Origin of the sequence: Halalkalicoccus sp. CG83, from assembly GCF_037081715.1 — an archaeon.
In the GTDB taxonomy this organism is placed as follows: domain Archaea; phylum Halobacteriota; class Halobacteria; order Halobacteriales; family Halalkalicoccaceae; genus Halalkalicoccus; species Halalkalicoccus ordinarius.
The window spans coordinates 438262-457405 of the sequence record NZ_JAZDDH010000002.1 but is presented as its reverse complement, the minus strand read 5'-3'; the positions used below and the strand labels follow the sequence as shown (position 1 = coordinate 457405).

Here is a 19144-nt window from a genome sequence, read left to right as displayed (position 1 = left end):
GAGTTTACCACTCGCCGCGCGCCATCGATCGGTATGAGCAGAGACGACTATCCGACCGACCAGCCGGCGGTGGTCACCTGCGGGCTGCCCTACGCGAACGGCGACCTGCACATCGGCCACCTTCGAACCTACGTCTCGGGCGACGCCCTCGCGCGCTCGCTGCGGCGACTCGGCCAGCGCACCGCGTTCGTCTCCGGTTCGGACATGCACGGCACGCCCGTGGCGGTGAACGCCGAGAAGGCGGGCGTCACGCCCGAGGAGTTCGCCCTCGAGTGGCACGAGAAGTACGAGGCGACGTTCCCGGAGTTCGGCGTCGAGTTCGACAACTACGGACACACCCACGACGAGACCAACGCCGAGCTCACCCGGGAGTTCGTCCGCGAGTGGATCGACGGCGACCACGTCTACGAGAAGGAGATCCAGGTCGCCTGGGATCCCGAGGTCGACCAGCCCCTTCCGGACAGGTACGTCGAGGGGACCTGTCCCTACTGCGGGGAGCGCGCCCGCGGCGACGAGTGCGACGAGGGCTGCCAGCGCCACCTCGAACCCGGCGAGATCGAGAACCCGACCAGCACCATCACCGGCAACCCCGCCGAGTACCGCAGCCGCGATCACGAGTTCCTGCGTCTCGCGGACTTCCAGGAGTATCTCAAAGGCTTTCTGGGACGGCTCGAAGGGACCGACAACGCGCGCAACCAGCCCCGCGAGTGGATCGAGGGAGAGCTCCAGGACCTCTGTATCACCCGCGACATGGACTGGGGGATCGAGTATCCCGGCGAGGGCAAGGAGGACCTCGTGCTCTACGTCTGGGTCGACGCCCCCATCGAGTACGTCGCCAGCACGAAGCAGTACAGCGATCGGGTCGGCAGCGACGAGTTCGACTGGGAGGCCGCCTGGAAGGAGGGTGCGCCCGGGCCGGGCGAACCGATGGACGACCCGTCCGCCGAGGGCGGCGAGATCCTCCACGTGATCGGCCGGGACATCATCCAGCACCACACGGTCTTCTGGCCCGCGATGCTCCGCGGGGCGGGCTACAACGAGCCGCGGGCGGTGATGGCGAGCGGGTTCGTCAACCTCGACGGAAAGGCGTTCTCGACCTCACGGAATAGAGCGATCTGGGCCGACGACTACCTCGATGAAGGGTTCGAGTCCGATCTCCTGCGGTACTACCTGGTGACGACCGGCGGCTTCCAGCAGGACATCGACTTCTCCTGGGAGCGCTTCCAGGAACGGGTCAACGGCGAACTCGTCGGCAACGTCGGCAACTTCGTCTACCGCTCGCTGCTGTTCGCCAGCCGGAACTTCGAGGGCACGCCCGAGGCGGATCCCAGCGAGGAGGTCCTCTCGGAGATCAACGACGCGATGGAGGCGTTCCGCGCCGACCTGAACGAGTACTCGATTCGCGAGGCGAGCCAGGCCGGCGTCCGGCTCTCGCGGTTCGGCAACGAGTACATCCAGCGCCACGAGCCCTGGAAGCTCGTCGACGAGGAGCCCGAGGAGGCGGCGCAGGTGATCCGCGACTGCGTCCAGCTCGCGAAGGCTGCCGCGGTCCTTCTCGAGCCGGTGCTTCCGGATACGACCGAACGGCTCTGGGCACAGCTCGGCGAGGAGGGGTCGGTCCACGACGTCGATCTGACTGCATGTCTCGAGGACCCGCCCGCCGAGTTCGGCGAGCCCGAGGCGCTGTTCGAGAAGATCGAGGACGAGCGCGTCGAGCGACTCAACGAACGACTCGAGGAGCGCGTTGCGGCCGCGAGCGCCGATAGCGATAGCGGCGACGAGACGGCCGATGCCGAGGACGAGGGCGGGGATGCGAGCGAGGACGAGGGGACGGAAACCGAGGGACTCGAACCCGTCACCGACGAGCGCATCGACTTCGAGGAGTTCCAGTCGCTCGACGTCCGCGTCGGCGAGGTCCTCGCGGCTGAGGGGATCGAGGGCGCGGACGACCTCGCGCGGCTGGAGGTCGACATCGGCGTCGAGACCCGACAGATCGTCGCAGGGATCAAGCGCCTGCACGACCTCGACGCGCTTCCCGGAACGCGGGTGGTGATCCTCGCCAACCTGGAGCCCGCGGAGCTGTTCGGCGTCGAGTCGAACGGCATGCTGCTCGCGGCCGGCGAGGACGCAGACCTGTTGACGACGCTCGGCGACAGCGAGCCGGGGACGAAGGTCAGGTGAACCCGCGGTCTCCGGAACGGCACCGCGGAAACGTCGTCGTCGGTCGCGGCCGTTCGAGTCGATCGAGACCCGGGTCATCGGTCTCGAGGCCATCGATCCACGCCGCCTAAATCGTCGACACGGGACCGGGACGGACGACTACGGCTCGTACGCGGGCGGCTACAGCTCGTACGAGATCCGTTCGACCGCGAGAACCAGCCTGTAGAGGAGATAGAGGAAGAGAATCGAAGCGCCGATCGAGAACGAACCCGCGACGACCAACAACCACGAGGAGAGGTCGGCGAGGAGGAGTGCGTAGGCGAGGCCCGCGAGCAGCGCGACGAGGAGCGCACTCCGGTACCGAGCGGGGATCCGTCCCCCGATCCGATCGGTGGACATGGGGTACGTCTCGTATCGGCGTTGAAAGTCCTTTGTGGCCGCTTCGAGCCTGCGTCAGGAAGTCGTCGGCGACGAGAACTCACTCGGTCCCGAGCTAACCGTTGGGGTTTTTGACCGCCTGTCGTCTACCGGTCCATATGAGAAACGCGAAGATCGTCTGTACGCTCGGGCCTGCCTCCGACGACCGGCGTATGATCCGCGGGCTGGCGGACGCGGGGATGTCGGTCGCCCGGCTGAACGCGAGCCACGGCAGCGTCGAGGACCGCGCGGAGATGATCGACGCCATCCGCGAGGTCGACGAGGCCTCGGAGGAGCCCCTCGCCGCGATGCTCGACACCCAGGGTCCGGAGATCCGCACGGCCGAGATCGAGGAGCCGATCCGACTCGAGACCGACACGGAGGTGCGCTTCGTCGAGGGCGACGACGCCACGAGCGAGGAGGTCGGCCTCTCGCTCTCGATCGATGCCGTCGAGCCGGGCGACCGGATCCTGCTCGACGACGGCCGGATCGAGACGACCGTCACCGAGATCCAGGACGACGCCGTGGTGGCCCGCGTCGAGAGCGGCGGTGAGCTGGGCGCGCGCAAGGGAGTGAACGTCCCCGGCGTCGATCTCGACCTCGACGTCGTGACCGAGAAGGACCGACGGGACCTCGAACTCGCCGCCCGAAAGGAGGTCGACTTCGTCGCGGCGAGCTTCGTCCGCGACGCGAGCGACGTCTACAAGATCGGGGCCGTCCTCGAGGAGTTCGACGCGGAGATCCCGATCATCGCGAAGATCGAACGCGCCGGCGCGGTCGAGAACCTGGAGGGGATCATCGACGCCTCCTACGGGATCATGGTCGCGCGCGGCGACCTGGGGGTGGAGTGTCCGATGGAGGACGTCCCGATGATCCAGAAACGCATCATCCGGGGCTGTCGCGACGCGGGCGTGCCCGTGATCACGGCGACGGAGATGCTCGACTCGATGGTCCACTCCCGACGGCCCACCCGCGCGGAGGCCTCGGACGTGGCTAACGCCGTCCTCGACGGCACCGACGCGGTGATGCTCTCGGGCGAGACCGCGATCGGCGACCACCCGGTGCGCGTGGTCGAGACGATGAGTAGCATCATTCGCGAGGTCGAGAACTCGACGGAGTACGACGAACTGCGCGAACAGCGCGTGCCCGCCCCGAGCGAATCGCGAACCGAGGGGCTGGCCCGCGCCGCCCGCTACCTCGCACGCGATCTGGGCGCGAGCGCGGTAGTGGCGGCGAGCGAGTCGGGCTACACGGCACGGAAGATGGCGAAGTACCGCCCCGGGGTTCCCGTCGTCGCGTCGACGCCGACCGAACGGGTCCGCAGACAGCTCGCCCTCTCGTGGGGGGTCCAGGCCCAGTACGCACCCTTCACCGACGAGGGCGCCGACGCCGTGATCGACAACGCGGTCCAGGCGGCGCTCGACGCCGGCGCCGCGGAGAGCGGCGACACCGTCGTGGTGCTCTCGGGGATGATGACCGAGATCGAGGGTGCGGGGACGACGAACATGCTCAAGGTCCACATCGCCGCCGAGACGCTCGCGACGGGGACGGGCGTCGTCTCGGGGCGGGCGAGCGGACCGGTCGTCCGCTGTGCGGACGGCGATCTCTCGGGAATCGAGGACGGCACGATCGTCGTGCTCCCGCCGGGCTTCGACGCGGAGTTCACGGGCAATCTCGCACGGATCGGCGCGGTCGTCGACGCCCGCTCGGGGATGACCGGCTACCCCGCGATGATCGCGCGCGAACTCGGAATCCCGATGGTGAGCGGCGCCGATCTGGGCGCGGTCCCCGAGGGGACGCTCGCGACCGTCGACGCCGAACGCGGCGTGATCTACGAGGGAGAACTCGCCGATCCGAAGGCCCGTCGGGAGACGAGCTTTTCACTGCAGGAGGAGAGACGATAACCATGGCCAACGATTCGGACGGGAAGTGGAAGTACTCGATCGAGGACGTCGGCGAGGACGCTGAGAACTCGGAGGACGGGGAGACTCCGGGGACGAAGGCGGAGAAGCCGGCCGATCCCGAGGCGGTCGACCGGCGGATCGAACCGGGATCACCGAGCCTGGAGAACGCCCTGTTCGTAGTGCTGGGCGCGCTGCTGGCGCTCGGTACGGTCGTCCACGGACTCGGACTCATCTGAGTCCGAAGCGTTAATCGGTCCGCGTTCCAACAGGAGGTATGGTAGAGATTCTCGGGGAATCGCTCCCGCTGATCCTGCTGGTGGCCGGGGTCGCACTGGCGATCGCGGAGGCGATGGCGCCGGGCGCTCACCTGATCGTCCTCGGGATCGCCCTGCTCGTCGCGGGTCTCGTTGGACTGGCGCTGGGCCCGTTCGTCTCGGGGGGCGCGCTCGCCATCGCGCTCGCGCTGACGGTGATGGTCGTCGGGGGCGTCACTCTGTTCGCCTATCGAGAACTCGACATCTACGGCGGCAAGGGTACGGGACGCACGAGCGACTCGAGCGCGCTCAAGGGCCGAACGGGCCGAGTCACCGAGCGCGTCACCCCCAACGGAGGGCAGATCAAACTCGAGAAGGGCGGCTTCAATCCCTACTACACCGCGCGGTCGATGGAGAGTACCATCGAGGAGGGCCAGGAGGTGATCGTGATCGATCCCGGCGGCGGCAACGTCGTGACGGTCGAGTCGCTCGGCGTAGCGGAGGACGAGATCGACCGCGCGCTCCGGCAGGGTCGCGCCGAGACCGACGGCGAGGGCGAGCGAGAACGGGAGTACGAGTACGAACACGAGCGCGAGCGGTAGCTTCCCGACCTGTCTGAGTGGGGCGACCTGACGACCGGGGGAACCCTTTTGGTAACGACATACTAACGAGGGGATATGTTACCACTCGTACCGCTGCAGGCGGCGCTCACGCTCACGTTCGTCGCGTTGCTGTTGCTGTTTCTCGCCATCGTCACCGTCTGGCAGATGGTGGAGATCGTCGACGCGACCGAGAAGCGCGCGCTGACGGTCTTCGGCGAGTACCGGAAACTGCTCGAGCCGGGGATCCACTTCATCCCCCCGTTCGTCTCGGCGACCCATCGCTTCGACATGCGGACCCAGACGCTCGACGTTCCCCACCAGGAGGCCATCACGCGTGACAACTCCCCCGTCACGGCCGACGCCGTCGTCTACATCAAGGTGATGGACGCGAAGAAGGCGTTTCTGGAGGTCGACGACTACAAGCGGGCCGTCTCGAACCTCGCCCAGACGACCCTCAGAGCCGTGCTGGGCGACATGGAGCTCGACGACACGCTGAGCAAGCGCGAGGAGATCAACGCCAAGATCCGACTCGAGCTCGACGAGCCCACCGACGAGTGGGGCATCCGCGTCGAGAGCGTCGAGGTGCGGGAGGTCAACCCGAGCCAGGACGTCCAGCGTGCGATGGAGCAACAGACCAGCGCCGAACGGAAGCGCCGCGCGATGATCCTCGAGGCACAGGGTGAACGCCGGTCGGCGGTCGAGACCGCAGAGGGGGACAAACAGTCGAACATCATCCGCGCACAGGGTGAGAAACAGAGCCAGATCCTCGAGGCGCAGGGTGACGCCGTCTCCACCGTACTGAGAGCGAAGTCCGCCGAATCGATGGGCGAGCGCGCGATCATCGAGAAGGGGATGGAAACCCTCGAATCGATCGGCCAGGGCGAGTCGACGACGTTCGTCATGCCCCAGGAGCTCACGTCGCTCGTGGGCCGGTACGGCAAGCATCTCACGGGCAGCGACACCAAGATCACCGAGGGCGAACTCGACAGCCTCGACTTCGACCAGGAGACCCGGGAGATGCTCGGACTCGACAACATCGACGAGATCCTCGGCCAGATCGACGAGGAGGCCGACCTGGACGTCGAGGAGATGGAACAGGAGGCCCAGGCGATCAAGGAGGGCGAGGACATCGAGGCGATCCAGGACCCGGACGAGGCGGTCAGCGGCATGAGCGACGAGTTCGACGCCGACGACGAGGAGTGGTCGGACCGCGAGGACCTCGAGACCGAACCGGAGACCGAGTAAGCCGAAGCTGTTTTACCGACCGTTCACCCTACTAGACCGTAGATGCCGGATCGCGAGCCCGTCGATCGGGAGAAACGGACGACGCTTCGGCGGTTCGCCGCGGTCGGAGCCGCGAGCCCGCTGGCGGCGTTCGTCGGCTCGCCCGATCGTGACAGCGACGCCCGCGGGGCGATCGCGGGCTACCTCTCGACGACCCCCGGCGCACACTTCTCGAAGATCCGTGACGACCTCTCGTTGGGTACCGGCGAGACCCAACACCACCTCCGACGGCTCGTCGAGGCGGGCGCGATCGAGAGCCACCCGGACGGGGAGTACCGCCGATACTTCCCGGTCGGTCGGTTCTCGGCCTTCGAACGGCGAGCGCTGGGATATCTCCGCCGCGAGACGCCGCGGGGAATGCTGATCGCGCTGCTCTCGGAGCCGGGAACGACCGGCAGCGCGATCGCCGAACGGCTCGACGTCTCGACGGCGACGGTGAGCAACACCGCCGCGGACCTCGAGGAGGCGGGGCTGATCTCCCGAACGGACGGCTACGCCGTCGAACGGCCCGAGACGCTGTTGACCCTGCTCGTTCGATACGCCGACTCGTTCGGTCCCGCGGCGGTGGAGATCGCGGACCGGGCCGACGACCTGCTCCGATACGATCCCTGAGCGCGCCGTCGACCCTAAACGTTCACCATCCAGGTCGTGCTGGAGGAGTAGCCCCACTTCTCGACGGAGACGTCGAACTCCCCCGCCTGGAGCGCGCCCATGTTCGTGCCGACTTCCTTGGCCGTGAGACCGAGATCCTTCGCGATGATCCTGGACTTGAAGTACGTCCGGGACTCGGCGTGCTCGCGGAGGTACTGCAGGATGCGCTCCTGTTTCTCGTTCAGGCTGACGGTCGCGACTCGACTCATGTCTCCCGCTACGGAACGGGTTCCTTTAGCGGGTTTGGTACGATCGGTTAACCCGATCACGTCCGGCGGTTTTCCGACATGAGGGCGCGGAGACGGCCGAAACAGGGGGCCGATTGGTACGGCTCCCTAACCCTCGAGCGTCGTCGGTGCCGACGTCCGGTGGCGACCGTTTCGCTTCCCGGTGCGGCGACGGTCGCGTTTCTGCTGTGGCGCCGACGAGAGTAATTAAATCTTTCGTGAAGAACGGAGGAGGCGCGGGTATTGACGGGTTTCGTGGCTGATCGGAGCGCGTCATCGAAACGACTAAGTAAGTTTCGGACTAACCAGTTATCAACCAGTAGTTCCGGGATTTTTCCAGGTACCCCTGCCCGGCCAGCGCCCGCCCTCTCACCGAGGCCTACACAATGAGCGAGAACATCCGCGAACGAACGCGCGAGACGGAAGACGAACAGGAGCAGGAGACCGAACAGGAGGAGTACAGCTGCCCCGAGTGCGGCGGGCAGCTCGTCAGCGACGACGAACACGGCGAGACGGTCTGTACGGACTGTGGACTCGTCGTCGCCGAGGACTCGGTCGACCGCGGTCCCGAGTGGCGCGCCTTCGACTCCCGTGAGAAGGACCAGAAGTCCCGCGTCGGCGCCCCGACGACGAACACGATGCACGACAAGGGGCTCTCGACCAACATCGACTGGCGCAACAAGGACGCCTACGGCAACTCGCTGGGGAGCCGCCAGCGCCAGAAGATGCAGCGGCTTCGAAAGTGGAACGAGCGCTTTCGCACCCGCGACTCGAAGGAACGCAACCTGAAACAGGCGCTCGGCGAGATCGACCGCATGGCCTCGGCGCTGGGCCTGCCGGACAACGTCCGCGAGACCGCCAGCGTGATCTACCGCCGGGCGCTGAACGAGGACCTGCTTCCCGGACGAAGCATCGAGGGCGTCGCCACCGCGAGCGTCTACGCCGCCGCCCGCCAGGCCGGCGTTCCCCGGAGCCTCGACGAGATCAGCGAGGTCTCCCGGGTCGAGAAGAGCGAGGTCGCCCGAACCTACCGATACGTCGTTCGGGAGCTCGGCCTCGAGGTCCAGCCCGCCGACCCCGAGAGCTACGTCCCCCGTTTCGCCTCCGGACTCGAGCTCTCGGACGAGGCCGAACACCGCGCACGCCAACTGCTCCGCAACGCCAAGGAGAAGGGCGTCCACTCGGGGAAGTCGCCGGTCGGACTGGCGGCCGCCGCGGTGTACGCCGCCGCGCTGCTCACCAACGAGAAGACCACCCAGGCCGCCGTCAGCGAGGTCGCCGACATCAGCGAGGTCACCATCAGGAACCGCTACCACGAGCTCCTCGAGGCGGAGGAGAACATCGGCGTCGCGTAGCGGCTTTTTCTCGCGGTTGGCCGCCGTCGTAATCGACGTGAACGCTTAACCGCCGGCCAGTCGAGCACCGGACATGGACCTCGATTTCGACTCGTTCGTTCTCGCCGCCGCCACCGCCGACCTGGACGAGGAGCCACGCGCCCGCGAGCACGCCGACGCCGTCGAGTTCCGGATGGACCTCGCGAACGATCCGCTCACGGCGCTCGCCTCCTACGACGGCGAACTGCCGCTGATCGCCACCAACCGCGCCGACTGGGAGGGCGGCGAGGCACGCGAGGAGAACCGGCTCGACGACCTGGGTCGCGCGGCGGAGTTCGAGTGCGTCGGCGCGATCGACGTCGAGCTCGCCGCGCTCGACGAGGAGGGAGCCGACGGCGAGCGGGCCGTCCGACGGGCACGCGAGGAGGGAACCACGGTCGTCGTCTCCACCCACGACTTCGAGGGAACGCCCGCCGGCGAGAAACTGCGTGAGACGCTCGTCCGCGCCACCGAGCACGGCGACGTCGGCAAGCTCGCCGTCACCGCCGCGGACCCGGGCGACGCCCTCACGCTGCTCTCGGTCACCCACGAACTGGCGAGCGAGGACCGGCGGGTGGCGACGATGGCGATGGGCGAGGCGGGACGCCACTCGCGGGCGATCGCGCCGATCTACGGCTCGCGGATCGGTTACGCGCCGGTCGATCCGGCGAACGCGACCGCGCCGGGCCAGTACGACCTCGCGACGCTTCGGGAGCTGATCGATCGGCTGCGATAGCGGGTCTCCCGTGGGGAGAGCGGACGTCCCGACCGAACGCCGTGCGAGGAGATCACGCCGATAACTCTTTTGGCATCATCCGTGAAGGCGAACGTATGCCAGGAGCCTCGCTCGAGACGTTGCTCGAACGGAACCGAGAACACGTGGATTCGCTACCCGGGGGGCACTTCGACGCCGTCCGCGACGGCCAGCGGCCCGAGGTGGTCTCGATCTGCTGCTCTGACTCCCGGGTTCCCCAGGAGGGAATGTGGAGCGTCGACGAGCCCGGCTGGCTGTTCACGCCGAGCAACATCGGCAATCAGGTCTGGGATCGCCACGACGGCGAGCTCGTCGTCGACGGGTCGGTGCTCTACCCGATCCGTCACACGGAGACGCGAACGACGGCCGTCGTCGGCCACACCGGCTGTGGGGCCGTGACGGCCGCCTACGACGCCGTCCGGTCGGACGGCGGCGACGAGCCGGCGGGCATCCGGAGGCGGGTCGAACTGCTCGTTCCCGTGGTCGGGGAGGCGATCGAACACGGCGTCGTCGACACCGACGCGTCCGATTCGGAGGTGATCAACCGGCTCGTCGAGTACAACGTCCGCCGACAGGTCGAGTTCCTCGAGGAATCCGACGAGGTGCCCGAGGACGAGCGGATCTACGGCTTCGTCTACGACTTCCAGGGCGTCTACGGCTCGGCGCCGGGACGGACGTACCTCGTGAGCACCGACGGCGAGACCGATCCCGAGCGGCTGCGCTCGGCGGTGCCGGCGGAGTACGCGGAGCACGTCGAGAGCCTGCTCGAAGACGGGTAGACCGACGCGATCGTCGGGTTCGGCGTGGCTATCGATCCATCGAGGCCGGAATCGTCGGCACGACCGGCATCCGCGAGGTGAAGAGATAGGACGCCTTCTTGACCGCGCCCTTCGCGTACTGTCTCGTGCTCTTGTGGATCGGGGTGCGCTTGCCCTGGATCGCGGTCGAGCCCTCCGCTAGCGCCTCGATGATCGTCTCGCGGGTGACGTCGGCCCGCGTCAGGCCGTGATCGGTCTCGAGCGTGATCTCGGTGTAGGCCCGCCCGACGTTCGGAAGGTAGTGAGCGTCGCTGGCCCCGAGCTTGGGATAGCCGTTTCGCTCGGCGAACGCCCGCGCCCGGCGATTCCGATAGCCGGTGAAGAGCATCGAGTTGTACACCTCGACGGCGTCACAGTCGTCGATGCGACGCTTTCTGACGCCGTGGCGGCTGCGCTGGAAGGGGTGGGGGACTGCCGCGACGCCGCCCAACTCCCGGACCTCCTCGACGGTGTCGGCGAAGGGCTGGCCCGGCGAGGGCTGCTCCTCGACGCCGAGCGCGAGCAGGTGACCGTGGGCGGTCGACACCTCGACGCCTGGAATGCCGATCAGCCCGTACTCGGGGGCGATCTCCGCCGCGTAGAGCGACTCCTCGATCTCGTCGTGGTCGGTGATGACCACGCCGTCGAGCCCGATGTCGGCGGCGTGTTCGAGGATGAGCTCGACCGGCTCGTGCCCGTCGTACGATCCGTCCGAGTGAACGTGCGGATCGACGGCGATCGTGATCTCGTTCGTCATGTACTGGTGCCTCGATGCGGGGGAGCGCCCGATACTGCGTTATTGCTGATAGTTGCAGGGTATCCATTTAACTGCTTCTGCTCGCCGAGCGTCAGCCGACGTCCGTCCCGCCGTGTCTCAGAGGTAGTTCCGTCGCCGAAAGTGGAGCACGAGCACCGCCGTCATACCGGCCATGCCGAGCACCACGGCGGGGTAGCCCCACGTCCAGGAGAGTTCGGGCATCGCCTCGAAGTTCATGCCGTAGACGCCGGCGACGAAGGTGATTGGGAGGACGATCGTCGCGACGACGGTAAGCCGCTTCATGACCTCGTTGGTCGACTGTGAGACGGTGCTGAGGTAGATGTCCCGGGCGCCGTTCACCAGCTCGCGATAGGTCTCGACGAGCTCGATGAGGTGGACCAGCCGATCGTAGACGTCGCGAAAGTACTTCTCGGTCTCGGGACGGATGTGATCGGGGTCGCCGCGAGCGAGCCGACGGCCTCGCGGACCGGCCAGACGAGCTTTCGGAACTGGAGCAGTTCGCGACGGAGGCTGTTGATCCGTTCGAGCGTGGCGGGTCCGCTCGCCTCGAGAACGCCGTCCTCGACCTCCTCGATCGCCGACTCGAGTTGCTCGAGGATCGAGAAGTACTCCTCGGCGAGGCCGTCGACGATCTTGGAGGCGACGAAGTCCGGCCCGCGAACCAGGAGCCGGCGGTCGTCGCTCACCGCTCGCCACGCCCGGCGGCCGGCGGGCGTCGAGCCGTAGGAGATCGTCACCAGCCAGTCGTCGCCGACGCAGATCCCGACCGGCTCGACGAGCAGCTCCTCGTCGAAGGTGGTCTCGCCGCGTGCGAGTTTGGCGGTCTTGAGCAGGACGAACGTGTAGTCGGCGTACTCCTCGGTCTTGGTCCGCACCACGCCGGAGAGGTCCTCGACCGTGAGCGGATGGATCCCGAACGCCCCCGCGACGCGGTCGAGCTCCTCGTTCGAGGCGTCGGTCACCCGAACCCAGACCGGATCGGCCGCCTCGACCGCGTCGGCGAGCGACGTCTCCGACGCCTCGCGGTCGGTTCCGACGATCGCCTCGATCATGGGCCGTCGAGCCCGGCCGCGGCGATCGCGATCCCGATCAGGACGGCCGTGACCGAGAGCGCCCGACCGGGGTAGGCGATCGTGACGCCGATCGCGTAGCCGACGAGTCCGCTCACGGTCAGCCCCGCTCCGAAACCGAACGTGCGATTCATGTCGGAGCGTCGGCGGCCGCCGGCAAAAGCGTTCAGAGACCGATCGTCTCCTCGAGGACGAGCGCGACGACCAGCAGTCGACCGACGCTGCCGACGAAGGCGGCCATCGAGAACCGGAGGTAATCGTCCTCGAGGACGGAGAAGGCGTAGACGGAGGCGGTGTCGGGGAAGAAGGGGATCGAGAGGACGATCGCCATCCCGAGATACCCGTAGCGTTTCGCCATCCGGATCGTCGCTCGGCGTGACCACTCGTGGAACCGAAAGCGCGAGCTCCGGAGGGCTCGCTGGACCGGATCCGACTCGCGGACCGCAACGCTGAACCAGAGGACGATCACGCTGCCGAGCGCCTTTCCGAGGCCGGCGACGAGCATGATCAGCCCCAGCCGGACGGTCTCCCCGAACCCGAGATCGAGGGGTGCGATCAGTACGAGTTCGCTCGGCAGCGGCACCACCGCGAATCCGAGGACGAACGAGTAGACGAAGACGATCGCCAGCCCCGGCCAGCCGGTCGCGGTCGCGATGAGCTCCTCGAACGGCTCGAGCCACTCGCTCCAGTCGATGGCGAGAACGAGGGCGGACGAGACGGCCGGCAAGTGCATGTAAGCGGAACTGACGGGGTGTACGGCCTAAGCTCTCTCGCCATAACACCTAAATCAACCCGTTGACGAACTCCGAAACGACGGTCCCGATGTCCCTCCAGATCTCGATCACCCTTCCGAGCCTCAACGAACAGCGCCACATAACGGGCTGTCTCGACAGCCTCGAGGCGTCGATAGAGGCCGCACCCGACCGGTACGAGTTCGAGGTGATCGTGCTCGACTCCTACAGCGACGACGCCACCGCCCGAATCGCCCGGGCCCACCCCGTCGTCGACTGCGTGGACTTCGTCGAGCCCGGGATCCTCCACGCCCGCCACCGGGGGTTCGAGCTCGCACACGGCGACGTGGTCGTCGCCGTCGACGCCGACAGCGTCTACCCGCCGGGGTTCCTCGAGGCGCTGCTCGCGCCCCTCGAGGACGACGACGTGGCGCTGACCTACGGCCCCGTCGGCGGCGAGAAGAGGGGCAACGTCGACGCCGCGATCAGGCTCGCGATGCAGTACGGCCTGCCGCTTCTCGGACTGGACTGGGTCAGCGGGTCGAACCGGGCGATCAGGACCGAGGCGTACTTCGACGCCGGCGGCTATCGGCTCGAGCGCGACGGACAGGCGCTGTTGCGGGTGATGATCGAGGAGCAGCTGCTCTTCCCCCGCCGGCTCGACGGCGAGGTCGAGTTCGTCCCCGAGGCCCACTCGGCACAGAGCGCCCGCACCCTCGAACAGCTGTTCTTCCTCGACGAGAAGGAGGGCGGCGTCGACTGGGACGTGATCAAGCCCTACGAGTCGTATCGTCGGTATCGCGAGAAGCTGCGCCTGCGGTGAGCCGGCGTGGAGGACGATCGGGGTCGGCCGGCAGGGCTACCGGTTCTCGCCCTGATAGCTGCCGTCGTAGGTCCCCTCGTGCTCCGCCTCGCTCAGCACGAACTGGGCGATGCGCGCCCCGCGTTCGAGCTCGATCTCGTGGTGGACCTGTAGCAGGCCCTCGCCGCGGCCCTCGTAGCCGGCGTCCCAGACGGCGGTGTTGAGCATGCAGCCGTTGCGCATGAGCGACGAACGGGGGTAGACGAAGCCGACGTGGCCCTCCGGAACGCGGATGAGCTCGTCGTAGCGCACGACGTAGCCGCCCGGCGGGAGGACGTAGGTCTCGGGGCCCTTTCGCTCGCGCTCCTCGGCGGGGACCCGTCGACGCTCGCCGACCTGTTTGTCGTTCCGCGAGATCCGGCCCGACTCGACCGGTTCGAACACCGCATCGAAGGTGAGGTCGACCCCGTTGGGCTGGATCTGGGCGTGGGTCGTCGGGCTGACGTAGTCGGAGACGAAGGCGCCATCGCGGTACATGTCGGAGGGTTCCGGTCGGCGGATTAAACCCTGACGAAGCGATCCGCCGAGCCGCAAGAGTTGCCGTTCCGTCGGCCGATTTACCACGATTATCGGTAATTAGACACGCGGGATTTATATCCGTGGACGGCCGACCCTAGCTCGATATGGGACAGACGCTAACGGAGAAGATTCTCGAGGACCATCTCCTCGACGGCGAGCTCGAGCCGGGCGAGGAGATCGGCATCGAGATCGACCAGGTGCTCACGCAGGACACGACGGGGACGATGGTCTGGCTCCAGTTCGAGGCGCTCGAACTCGACCAGGTCCAGACGGAGATCGCCGCCCAGTACTGCGATCACCAGACCTACCAGTTCGACTTCAAGAACACCGACGATCACCGCTTCCTGCGCTCGGCCGCGGGGACCTACGGCGCGCACTTCTCGCGACCCGGCAACGGGATCTGCCACAACGTCCACAAGGAGAACTTCGCCGCGCCCGGCAAGACGCTGCTGGGCTCGGACAGCCACACCCCGACGCCGGGCGGACTCGGCCAGCTCGCGATCGGCGCGGGCGGTCTCGACATCGCCGTCGCGATGGGCGGCGGCCCCTACTACATCGAGATGCCCGAGATCGTCGAGGTCCGCCTCGAGGGCGAACTCGAGGAATGGGCGACCGCGAAGGACGTCATCCTCGAGATGCTGCGCCGGCTGACGGTGAAGGGCGGCGTCGGTAAGATCTTCGAGTACACCGGCCCCGGCGTCGAGACGCTCTCGGCGCCCGAGCGGACGACGATCACCAACATGGGCACGGAGCTCGGCGCGACCTCCTCGATCTTCCCGACCGACGAGCGGACCGAGGAGTTCCTTGAGAGCCTCGGACGGGGCGACGAGTACGTCGAGATCGGTCCCGACGAGGACGCCGAGTACGACGACCAGATCACGCTCGACCTCTCCGAGCTCGAGCCGCTGGTCGCCGAGCCGTCGATGCCCGACAACATCGTTCCGGTGCGCGAGGTCGCGGGCACTGCCGTCGACCAGGTCATCATCGGCTCCTGTACGAACGGCGGCTACGAGGACATCCTGCCGACCGCGAAGATGCTCGAGGGGCGTACGATCGACATGAAGACCGACATGATCGTCGCGCCGGCCTCGAAGCAGGCGAGCGAGATGCTCGCCCGCGAGGGCTGGACCGCGGAGCTGATGGCCGCGGGCGTCAACTTCTCCGAGTCGACCTGTGGGCCGTGTATCGGCATCGGTCACGTCCCCGGCAGCGACTCGGTCTCGGTGCGGACGTTCAACCGCAACTTCGAGGGCCGCTCGGGCATCGAGGACGACTCGGTGTTCCTCGCCTCGCCGGAGGTCGCCACGGCAGCGGCGATCAAGGGCGAGCTGATCGACCCGCGCGACCTGGCGGACGAACTCGGCGACCTCGAGGACCCCGGCTTCGAGATGCCCGACGAGTACACGGGATCGAAGGCCGACCTCATCGCGCCCGACGAGGCCGTCGACGACGAGCTCATCAAGGGTCCGAACATCGCCGACGTCCCGCTGAAGGACCCCCTCGACGCCCACATCGGGGGCGAGGCGCTGCTCAAGATGGAGGACAACATCACGACCGACCACATCGTGCCCGCCTCCAGCGACATCCTGATGTACCGCTCGAACATCCCGAAGATCTCGGAGTTCACCCTCTCGCGGGTGGACGACACCTTCCCCGAGCGCGCGATGGAGGCCGACGGCGGCGTCCTCGTGGCCGGAGAGAACTACGGTCAGGGCTCCTCGCGTGAGCACGCCGCGCTCTGTCCGATGTACCTCGGCATCGAGGCGGTGTTCGCGAAGAGCTTCGCCCGGATCCACAAGGCGAACCTCTTCAACTTCGGAATCGTCCCGCTCACGATCGACGACGACACCTACGATCGCATCGAACAGGGCGACGACATCGAGATCGTCGACGACGTCGAGGAGGCGATCGCCTCCGGCCAGAACGAGTTCACCATCCGCGTGAATGACGACTGGGAGGCGACCGCCCGCCTCGACGCGAGCGAGCGCGAGCGCGAGATCGTCACCTCCGGCGGCAAGCTCTCCTACACCAAGCAGCAGGCAGAGGAGGGCGGTCTCGACGCCAGTCCCGCGGACGACTGATCGCGCACGTCGATTCGGTTTTTTCGAGGAGAGGGAGTTTTTATCCGCGGAGGTCGTAGCCCGTCCGTGCCCGCCGTCGAGTACCGACAGGCAGAACGGGCCGACCTCCTCTCGGTGTTTCGCATCGAGAAGGCGTCGTTTCCCCAGCCGTGGCCCTACTCGGCGTTCGAGCGATTTCTCGGCCAGCCGGGCTTTCTCGTCGCCCACGAGGGCGAGCGCATGGTCGGCTTCGTCGTCGCCGACGGCGTCCCGAACCACGGCCGGACGATCGGCCACGTGAAGGACCTCGCGGTCCATCCGGAGCACCGGAGCCGGGGAATCGGCCGCGGCCTGCTCGAGCGCGCGCTGTCGGTCCTCGCCTCGCAGGGGGCCGGGTGGGTGAAGCTCGAGGTCCGCGAGGGCAACGAGCCGGCGATCGCGCTGTATCGCGAGTTCGGGTTCGACCTCCACCGACGCGTTCCACGGTACTACGACGACGGCGAGACCGCGCTGGTACTCGTCGCGCCGCTTCGGACGTAGACGAGGTGAGTCGGTAGAGAGGCGTAAACCCGTTAGGGTTCGCCCGCATACCGAGAGACATGGGATACGCCTGTCCGGTCTGCGGCGACCCCCAGCGCGACGCCGAACACCTCGCGAACCACCTCGCCTTCACCGCGATGCTCGGCCGCGAGGACCACGAGACGTGGCTCGGGGACCACGTCACCGAGTGGGAGTCGCTCGATCCCGAAACGCTCGGTCCGCGAGTGGCGGAGTACGCCCCCGAGGAGGAGTTCCCCCAGCTGTTCGAGGACACGACCGACGATCACGACCACGAGCGCGAGCGCGCGCCGCGGTTCGAGGAGTCGATCCCCCGCCAACGTGGCCGCGAGGCGGCGAACGCCGACGCGACGGAGGTGCTCGCGGAGGCCGAGGCGATGACTCGCGAGATGCTCCGCGAGAGCGACGAGGAGTGAGCAGGACTATTCGGTTCCGATCCGTCCACCCGGTATGGTACGAATCTCCACCGTCGTGATGATCCTCGGGATCGCACTGTTCCTGCTCCCTCTGCCGGTCCTCCCGCCGATCGTCTCAGGAGGTGGGCTGGTGGTGTTCGTCGCAGGGGTCGTCCTCCGGCTGCTCGGGATGTGAGTGTCGTGAGCGCCGCTACGATCGCATCGTAACGGTAAGGAGGCGAGCGATACACACGTCGGTATGAACGAGACCGACGGACTGCTCGCCCCCGAGACCCCCGAGGAGGCACGGGCCGCGTACGAGGCGGTCGGGCCGACCGCACAGGTCGTTACCAAGGAGGTCGCGAAGGCGATGGGGCTCGGCCGCGAGGAGTACCGCGAGCGCGTCACCGGCGAGGTGATCGCGACGGCGCGCGACGCGCTGTTCGCCTCCCTCCTCGAGGTCCAGGGGGGGTCGCTCGAGGAGTTCGAACGCTGGCGTGAGGCCTACGACGGCGAGTGTGAGCTGCTCGGCAGCGAGAACGTCGATCGTGCCGTCTGGCACGCCTTCGACGGGCGGGCGGTGGCGGCGACCTACCAGAACGAACCCGAGGCCGCCCGAGGGACCCTGAGACGACAGGCGTTCGGGCGGTTCTACCGGCCGCTGTTCGAGGGCGAAGCGAACGACGCTCGAACGCCGTAGGGGCGCGACGAGGAGGCGGCGTCCGTCGAGCGAAACGGGACGCTTTACCGGGTCGAGATCACACGGGAGCCATGAACGCGAGCGGCTCCGACGACGCAAACGGCGAGTGGGAGGTCCTCGAGTCCGTGGTGGAGTACGAGACCGGCTGGTACACCGGCGGCTACGACCTCGTCGAACAGCCCAACGGGTCGACGAAACGATACTACTGGGCCGACCTCGATCCCGCGGTCGTGATCGTCGCCTCCACCGGCGAGGAGATCGTCTTCGTCGAACAGTACCGGCCGGCGATCCGCCAGACACACCTCGAACTCCCCGCCGGGATCGTCGAGGAGGGCGAGTCGTTCACCGAAGCCGGCGCGCGCGAACTCCGCGAGGAGACCGGGTTCGATCCCGAGGGCGTCTCCTTGCTCCAGCGGATGTGGGTCGCGACGGGCGCGATGCGCCACGAACGCGCGATCGTCTTCGCGGAGGGACTCACCCCGGTCGAACAGACGCTCGACGAGAACGAGTTCCTCACGATCAGGTCGGTGCCGATCGAGGGGGCGCTTACGAGAGCGCGCGAGGAACCGACCAACGAGGCGACCGTCGAGGGGATCCTGCTCGCCCGCGAGGAGGGATTGATTTAGCGTCAGGTCAAGTTCGAGTCCCGCCGGACGTGACCTCAGTATGGCGGGCGGTATCGCCGACGGAGAGACCGGCGACGACGGGCTCAGTAGAGCGCGCCACCGAGCGGGACCGGTTCGTCAGGCGTGACGAGAACCGGGTTTCCGTCGTCGCCGGGGACGCCGACGGTCAGCGCCTCGGACTCGAAGCCCGCGATCCGGACCGACCCGAGGTTCGTCGCACAGAGCACCTGCCGTCCGACCAGGTCGTCGACGTCGTGGTGGTAGCCCAACTGTGCTGCGGAGCGGAGCGACTCGTCGCCGAGATCGAGACGGAGTTTGACCATCTCCGGCTTGTTCGCCTCGGGGAACGGTTCGGCGTCCTCGACCTGGGCGACCCGGATCGTCGCGTCGAACGGACCGTCGCTCATACCGGCGCTCCATCG

23 protein-coding genes and 1 pseudogene are annotated in these 19144 nt (G+C 67.5%); 16 read left to right on the top strand and 8 right to left on the bottom strand.

Annotation, left to right across the window (positions count from 1 at the left end; translation table 11 throughout):
* Positions 1-33: 33 nt before the first annotated feature.
* Positions 34-2181 carry a methionine--tRNA ligase gene (metG, locus tag V0Z78_RS15965; protein ID WP_336345664.1) on the top strand — a complete coding sequence of 716 codons (2148 nt, stop codon included), beginning with the start codon at positions 34-36 and terminating at the stop codon, positions 2179-2181.
* Between the two features lie 159 nt (positions 2182-2340).
* Here metG and V0Z78_RS15960 read toward each other — a convergent pair whose 3' ends face one another.
* A complete protein-coding gene (locus tag V0Z78_RS15960; RefSeq protein ID WP_336345663.1) occupies positions 2341-2559 on the bottom strand; it encodes a hypothetical protein in 219 nt (72 codons plus the stop codon).
* Between the two features lie 137 nt (positions 2560-2696).
* Here V0Z78_RS15960 and pyk point away from each other — a divergent pair, with 137 nt between their 5' ends.
* The 5 genes from pyk to V0Z78_RS15935 all read left to right on the top strand — a co-directional run bounded on the left by pyk (position 2697) and on the right by V0Z78_RS15935 (position 7233).
* Positions 2697-4481, top strand: coding sequence for a pyruvate kinase (gene pyk, locus V0Z78_RS15955; RefSeq protein ID WP_336345662.1), 1785 nt, complete (start codon positions 2697-2699; stop codon positions 4479-4481).
* A 2-nt stretch (positions 4482-4483) separates the two neighbouring features.
* The gene (locus V0Z78_RS15950) at positions 4484-4717 is read left to right on the top strand and encodes a DUF7312 domain-containing protein (protein WP_336345661.1); all 234 of its coding nucleotides are present in this window, start codon (positions 4484-4486) and stop codon (positions 4715-4717) included.
* 38 nt (positions 4718-4755) lie between these two features.
* Positions 4756-5337 carry an NfeD family protein gene (locus V0Z78_RS15945; RefSeq protein WP_336345660.1) on the top strand — a complete coding sequence of 194 codons (582 nt, stop codon included), beginning with the start codon at positions 4756-4758 and terminating at the stop codon, positions 5335-5337.
* Between the two features lie 75 nt (positions 5338-5412).
* Positions 5413-6582, top strand: a complete 1170-nt coding sequence (locus V0Z78_RS15940) for an SPFH domain-containing protein (protein WP_336345659.1) — start codon at positions 5413-5415, stop codon at positions 6580-6582.
* 42 nt (positions 6583-6624) lie between these two features.
* Positions 6625-7233, top strand: a complete 609-nt coding sequence (locus tag V0Z78_RS15935; protein ID WP_336345658.1) for a winged helix-turn-helix transcriptional regulator — start codon at positions 6625-6627, stop codon at positions 7231-7233.
* A gap of 14 nt (positions 7234-7247) precedes the next feature.
* On the opposite strand, the gene V0Z78_RS15930 is transcribed toward V0Z78_RS15935, so the two are convergent.
* Entirely contained in the window at positions 7248-7481 is a 234-nt protein-coding gene (locus tag V0Z78_RS15930) for a DUF7123 family protein (RefSeq protein ID WP_336345657.1), read from the bottom strand.
* Positions 7482-7885: 404 nt separating this feature from the next.
* On the opposite strand from V0Z78_RS15930, the gene V0Z78_RS15925 reads away from it, so the two are divergent.
* The 3 genes from V0Z78_RS15925 (at position 7886) to V0Z78_RS15915 (ending at position 10405) form a co-directional block, all read left to right on the top strand.
* On the top strand, positions 7886-8854 hold the full coding sequence (locus V0Z78_RS15925) for a transcription initiation factor IIB (RefSeq protein WP_336345656.1): 969 nt from the start codon (positions 7886-7888) through the stop codon (positions 8852-8854).
* A 73-nt stretch (positions 8855-8927) separates the two neighbouring features.
* Positions 8928-9608, top strand: a complete 681-nt coding sequence (locus V0Z78_RS15920) for a type I 3-dehydroquinate dehydratase (RefSeq protein ID WP_336345655.1) — start codon at positions 8928-8930, stop codon at positions 9606-9608.
* A 95-nt stretch (positions 9609-9703) separates the two neighbouring features.
* A complete protein-coding gene (locus V0Z78_RS15915; protein WP_336345654.1) occupies positions 9704-10405 on the top strand; it encodes a carbonic anhydrase in 702 nt (233 codons plus the stop codon).
* A 28-nt stretch (positions 10406-10433) separates the two neighbouring features.
* Here V0Z78_RS15915 and V0Z78_RS15910 read toward each other — a convergent pair whose 3' ends face one another.
* The 4 genes and pseudogenes from V0Z78_RS15910 to V0Z78_RS15895 all read right to left on the bottom strand — a co-directional run bounded on the left by V0Z78_RS15910 (position 10434) and on the right by V0Z78_RS15895 (position 13004).
* Entirely contained in the window at positions 10434-11180 is a 747-nt protein-coding gene (locus V0Z78_RS15910) for a PHP domain-containing protein (RefSeq protein ID WP_336345653.1), read from the bottom strand.
* A 117-nt stretch (positions 11181-11297) separates the two neighbouring features.
* Positions 11298-12253: pseudogene (corA, locus tag V0Z78_RS15905) on the bottom strand (magnesium/cobalt transporter CorA).
* The gene (locus tag V0Z78_RS15900; RefSeq protein WP_336345652.1) at positions 12250-12405 is read right to left on the bottom strand and encodes a hypothetical protein; all 156 of its coding nucleotides are present in this window, start codon (positions 12403-12405) and stop codon (positions 12250-12252) included. The pseudogene corA and the gene V0Z78_RS15900 overlap by 4 nt, the downstream one beginning before the upstream one ends.
* Before the next feature lie 32 nt (positions 12406-12437).
* Positions 12438-13004, bottom strand: coding sequence for a hypothetical protein (locus V0Z78_RS15895; RefSeq protein WP_336345651.1), 567 nt, complete (start codon positions 13002-13004; stop codon positions 12438-12440).
* Between the two features lie 89 nt (positions 13005-13093).
* Here V0Z78_RS15895 and V0Z78_RS15890 point away from each other — a divergent pair, with 89 nt between their 5' ends.
* Positions 13094-13825: a glycosyltransferase family 2 protein gene (locus V0Z78_RS15890; protein ID WP_336345650.1), complete on the top strand. Its 732-nt coding sequence runs from the start codon at positions 13094-13096 to the stop codon at positions 13823-13825.
* A 36-nt stretch (positions 13826-13861) separates the two neighbouring features.
* On the opposite strand, the gene V0Z78_RS15885 is transcribed toward V0Z78_RS15890, so the two are convergent.
* Positions 13862-14341: a deoxyuridine 5'-triphosphate nucleotidohydrolase gene (locus V0Z78_RS15885; RefSeq protein WP_336345649.1), complete on the bottom strand. Its 480-nt coding sequence runs from the start codon at positions 14339-14341 to the stop codon at positions 13862-13864.
* A gap of 146 nt (positions 14342-14487) precedes the next feature.
* Between V0Z78_RS15885 and V0Z78_RS15880 the strand changes: the two genes are divergently transcribed.
* The 6 genes from V0Z78_RS15880 to V0Z78_RS15855 all read left to right on the top strand — a co-directional run bounded on the left by V0Z78_RS15880 (position 14488) and on the right by V0Z78_RS15855 (position 18722).
* On the top strand, positions 14488-16464 hold the full coding sequence (locus V0Z78_RS15880) for an aconitate hydratase (protein ID WP_336345648.1): 1977 nt from the start codon (positions 14488-14490) through the stop codon (positions 16462-16464).
* 66 nt (positions 16465-16530) lie between these two features.
* On the top strand, positions 16531-16983 hold the full coding sequence (gene rimI, locus V0Z78_RS15875) for a ribosomal protein S18-alanine N-acetyltransferase (RefSeq protein ID WP_336345647.1): 453 nt from the start codon (positions 16531-16533) through the stop codon (positions 16981-16983).
* Positions 16984-17042: 59 nt separating this feature from the next.
* The gene (locus V0Z78_RS15870) at positions 17043-17417 is read left to right on the top strand and encodes a DUF5810 domain-containing protein (RefSeq protein ID WP_336345646.1); all 375 of its coding nucleotides are present in this window, start codon (positions 17043-17045) and stop codon (positions 17415-17417) included.
* 34 nt (positions 17418-17451) lie between these two features.
* Positions 17452-17592, top strand: a complete 141-nt coding sequence (locus V0Z78_RS15865; protein WP_336345645.1) for a transporter — start codon at positions 17452-17454, stop codon at positions 17590-17592.
* A 63-nt stretch (positions 17593-17655) separates the two neighbouring features.
* Entirely contained in the window at positions 17656-18096 is a 441-nt protein-coding gene (locus V0Z78_RS15860) for a DUF5809 family protein (RefSeq protein WP_336345644.1), read from the top strand.
* A gap of 71 nt (positions 18097-18167) precedes the next feature.
* Positions 18168-18722: an NUDIX hydrolase gene (locus tag V0Z78_RS15855; protein WP_336345643.1), complete on the top strand. Its 555-nt coding sequence runs from the start codon at positions 18168-18170 to the stop codon at positions 18720-18722.
* 83 nt (positions 18723-18805) lie between these two features.
* Here V0Z78_RS15855 and V0Z78_RS15850 read toward each other — a convergent pair whose 3' ends face one another.
* Positions 18806-19129, bottom strand: coding sequence for a tRNA-binding protein (locus tag V0Z78_RS15850; protein WP_336345642.1), 324 nt, complete (start codon positions 19127-19129; stop codon positions 18806-18808).
* Positions 19130-19144 lie beyond the last annotated feature (15 nt).

What these genes read in the sequence shown, in the direction of transcription:
- V0Z78_RS15920 (WP_336345655.1), top strand. Translation starts at nt 8,928, where the DNA reads ATGGACCTCGATTTCGACTCGTTCGTTCTCGCCGCCGCCACCGCCGAC.
- V0Z78_RS15895 (WP_336345651.1), bottom strand. Translation starts at nt 13,004, where the DNA reads ATGCACTTGCCGGCCGTCTCGTCCGCCCTCGTTCTCGCCATCGACTGG.
- V0Z78_RS15880 (WP_336345648.1), top strand. Translation starts at nt 14,488, where the DNA reads ATGGGACAGACGCTAACGGAGAAGATTCTCGAGGACCATCTCCTCGAC.
- V0Z78_RS15885 (WP_336345649.1), bottom strand. Translation starts at nt 14,341, where the DNA reads ATGTACCGCGATGGCGCCTTCGTCTCCGACTACGTCAGCCCGACGACC.
- V0Z78_RS15930 (WP_336345657.1), bottom strand. Translation starts at nt 7,481, where the DNA reads ATGAGTCGAGTCGCGACCGTCAGCCTGAACGAGAAACAGGAGCGCATC.
- V0Z78_RS15900 (WP_336345652.1), bottom strand. Translation starts at nt 12,405, where the DNA reads ATGAATCGCACGTTCGGTTTCGGAGCGGGGCTGACCGTGAGCGGACTC.
- pyk (WP_336345662.1), top strand. Translation starts at nt 2,697, where the DNA reads ATGAGAAACGCGAAGATCGTCTGTACGCTCGGGCCTGCCTCCGACGAC.
- V0Z78_RS15860 (WP_336345644.1), top strand. Translation starts at nt 17,656, where the DNA reads ATGAACGAGACCGACGGACTGCTCGCCCCCGAGACCCCCGAGGAGGCA.
- V0Z78_RS15915 (WP_336345654.1), top strand. Translation starts at nt 9,704, where the DNA reads ATGCCAGGAGCCTCGCTCGAGACGTTGCTCGAACGGAACCGAGAACAC.
- V0Z78_RS15890 (WP_336345650.1), top strand. Translation starts at nt 13,094, where the DNA reads ATGTCCCTCCAGATCTCGATCACCCTTCCGAGCCTCAACGAACAGCGC.
- V0Z78_RS15935 (WP_336345658.1), top strand. Translation starts at nt 6,625, where the DNA reads ATGCCGGATCGCGAGCCCGTCGATCGGGAGAAACGGACGACGCTTCGG.
- V0Z78_RS15950 (WP_336345661.1), top strand. Translation starts at nt 4,484, where the DNA reads ATGGCCAACGATTCGGACGGGAAGTGGAAGTACTCGATCGAGGACGTC.
- V0Z78_RS15855 (WP_336345643.1), top strand. Translation starts at nt 18,168, where the DNA reads ATGAACGCGAGCGGCTCCGACGACGCAAACGGCGAGTGGGAGGTCCTC.
- V0Z78_RS15960 (WP_336345663.1), bottom strand. Translation starts at nt 2,559, where the DNA reads ATGTCCACCGATCGGATCGGGGGACGGATCCCCGCTCGGTACCGGAGT.
- V0Z78_RS15925 (WP_336345656.1), top strand. Translation starts at nt 7,886, where the DNA reads ATGAGCGAGAACATCCGCGAACGAACGCGCGAGACGGAAGACGAACAG.
- V0Z78_RS15945 (WP_336345660.1), top strand. Translation starts at nt 4,756, where the DNA reads ATGGTAGAGATTCTCGGGGAATCGCTCCCGCTGATCCTGCTGGTGGCC.
- V0Z78_RS15940 (WP_336345659.1), top strand. Translation starts at nt 5,413, where the DNA reads ATGTTACCACTCGTACCGCTGCAGGCGGCGCTCACGCTCACGTTCGTC.
- V0Z78_RS15910 (WP_336345653.1), bottom strand. Translation starts at nt 11,180, where the DNA reads ATGACGAACGAGATCACGATCGCCGTCGATCCGCACGTTCACTCGGAC.
- V0Z78_RS15865 (WP_336345645.1), top strand. Translation starts at nt 17,452, where the DNA reads ATGGTACGAATCTCCACCGTCGTGATGATCCTCGGGATCGCACTGTTC.
- V0Z78_RS15870 (WP_336345646.1), top strand. Translation starts at nt 17,043, where the DNA reads ATGGGATACGCCTGTCCGGTCTGCGGCGACCCCCAGCGCGACGCCGAA.
- V0Z78_RS15850 (WP_336345642.1), bottom strand. Translation starts at nt 19,129, where the DNA reads ATGAGCGACGGTCCGTTCGACGCGACGATCCGGGTCGCCCAGGTCGAG.
- metG (WP_336345664.1), top strand. Translation starts at nt 34, where the DNA reads ATGAGCAGAGACGACTATCCGACCGACCAGCCGGCGGTGGTCACCTGC.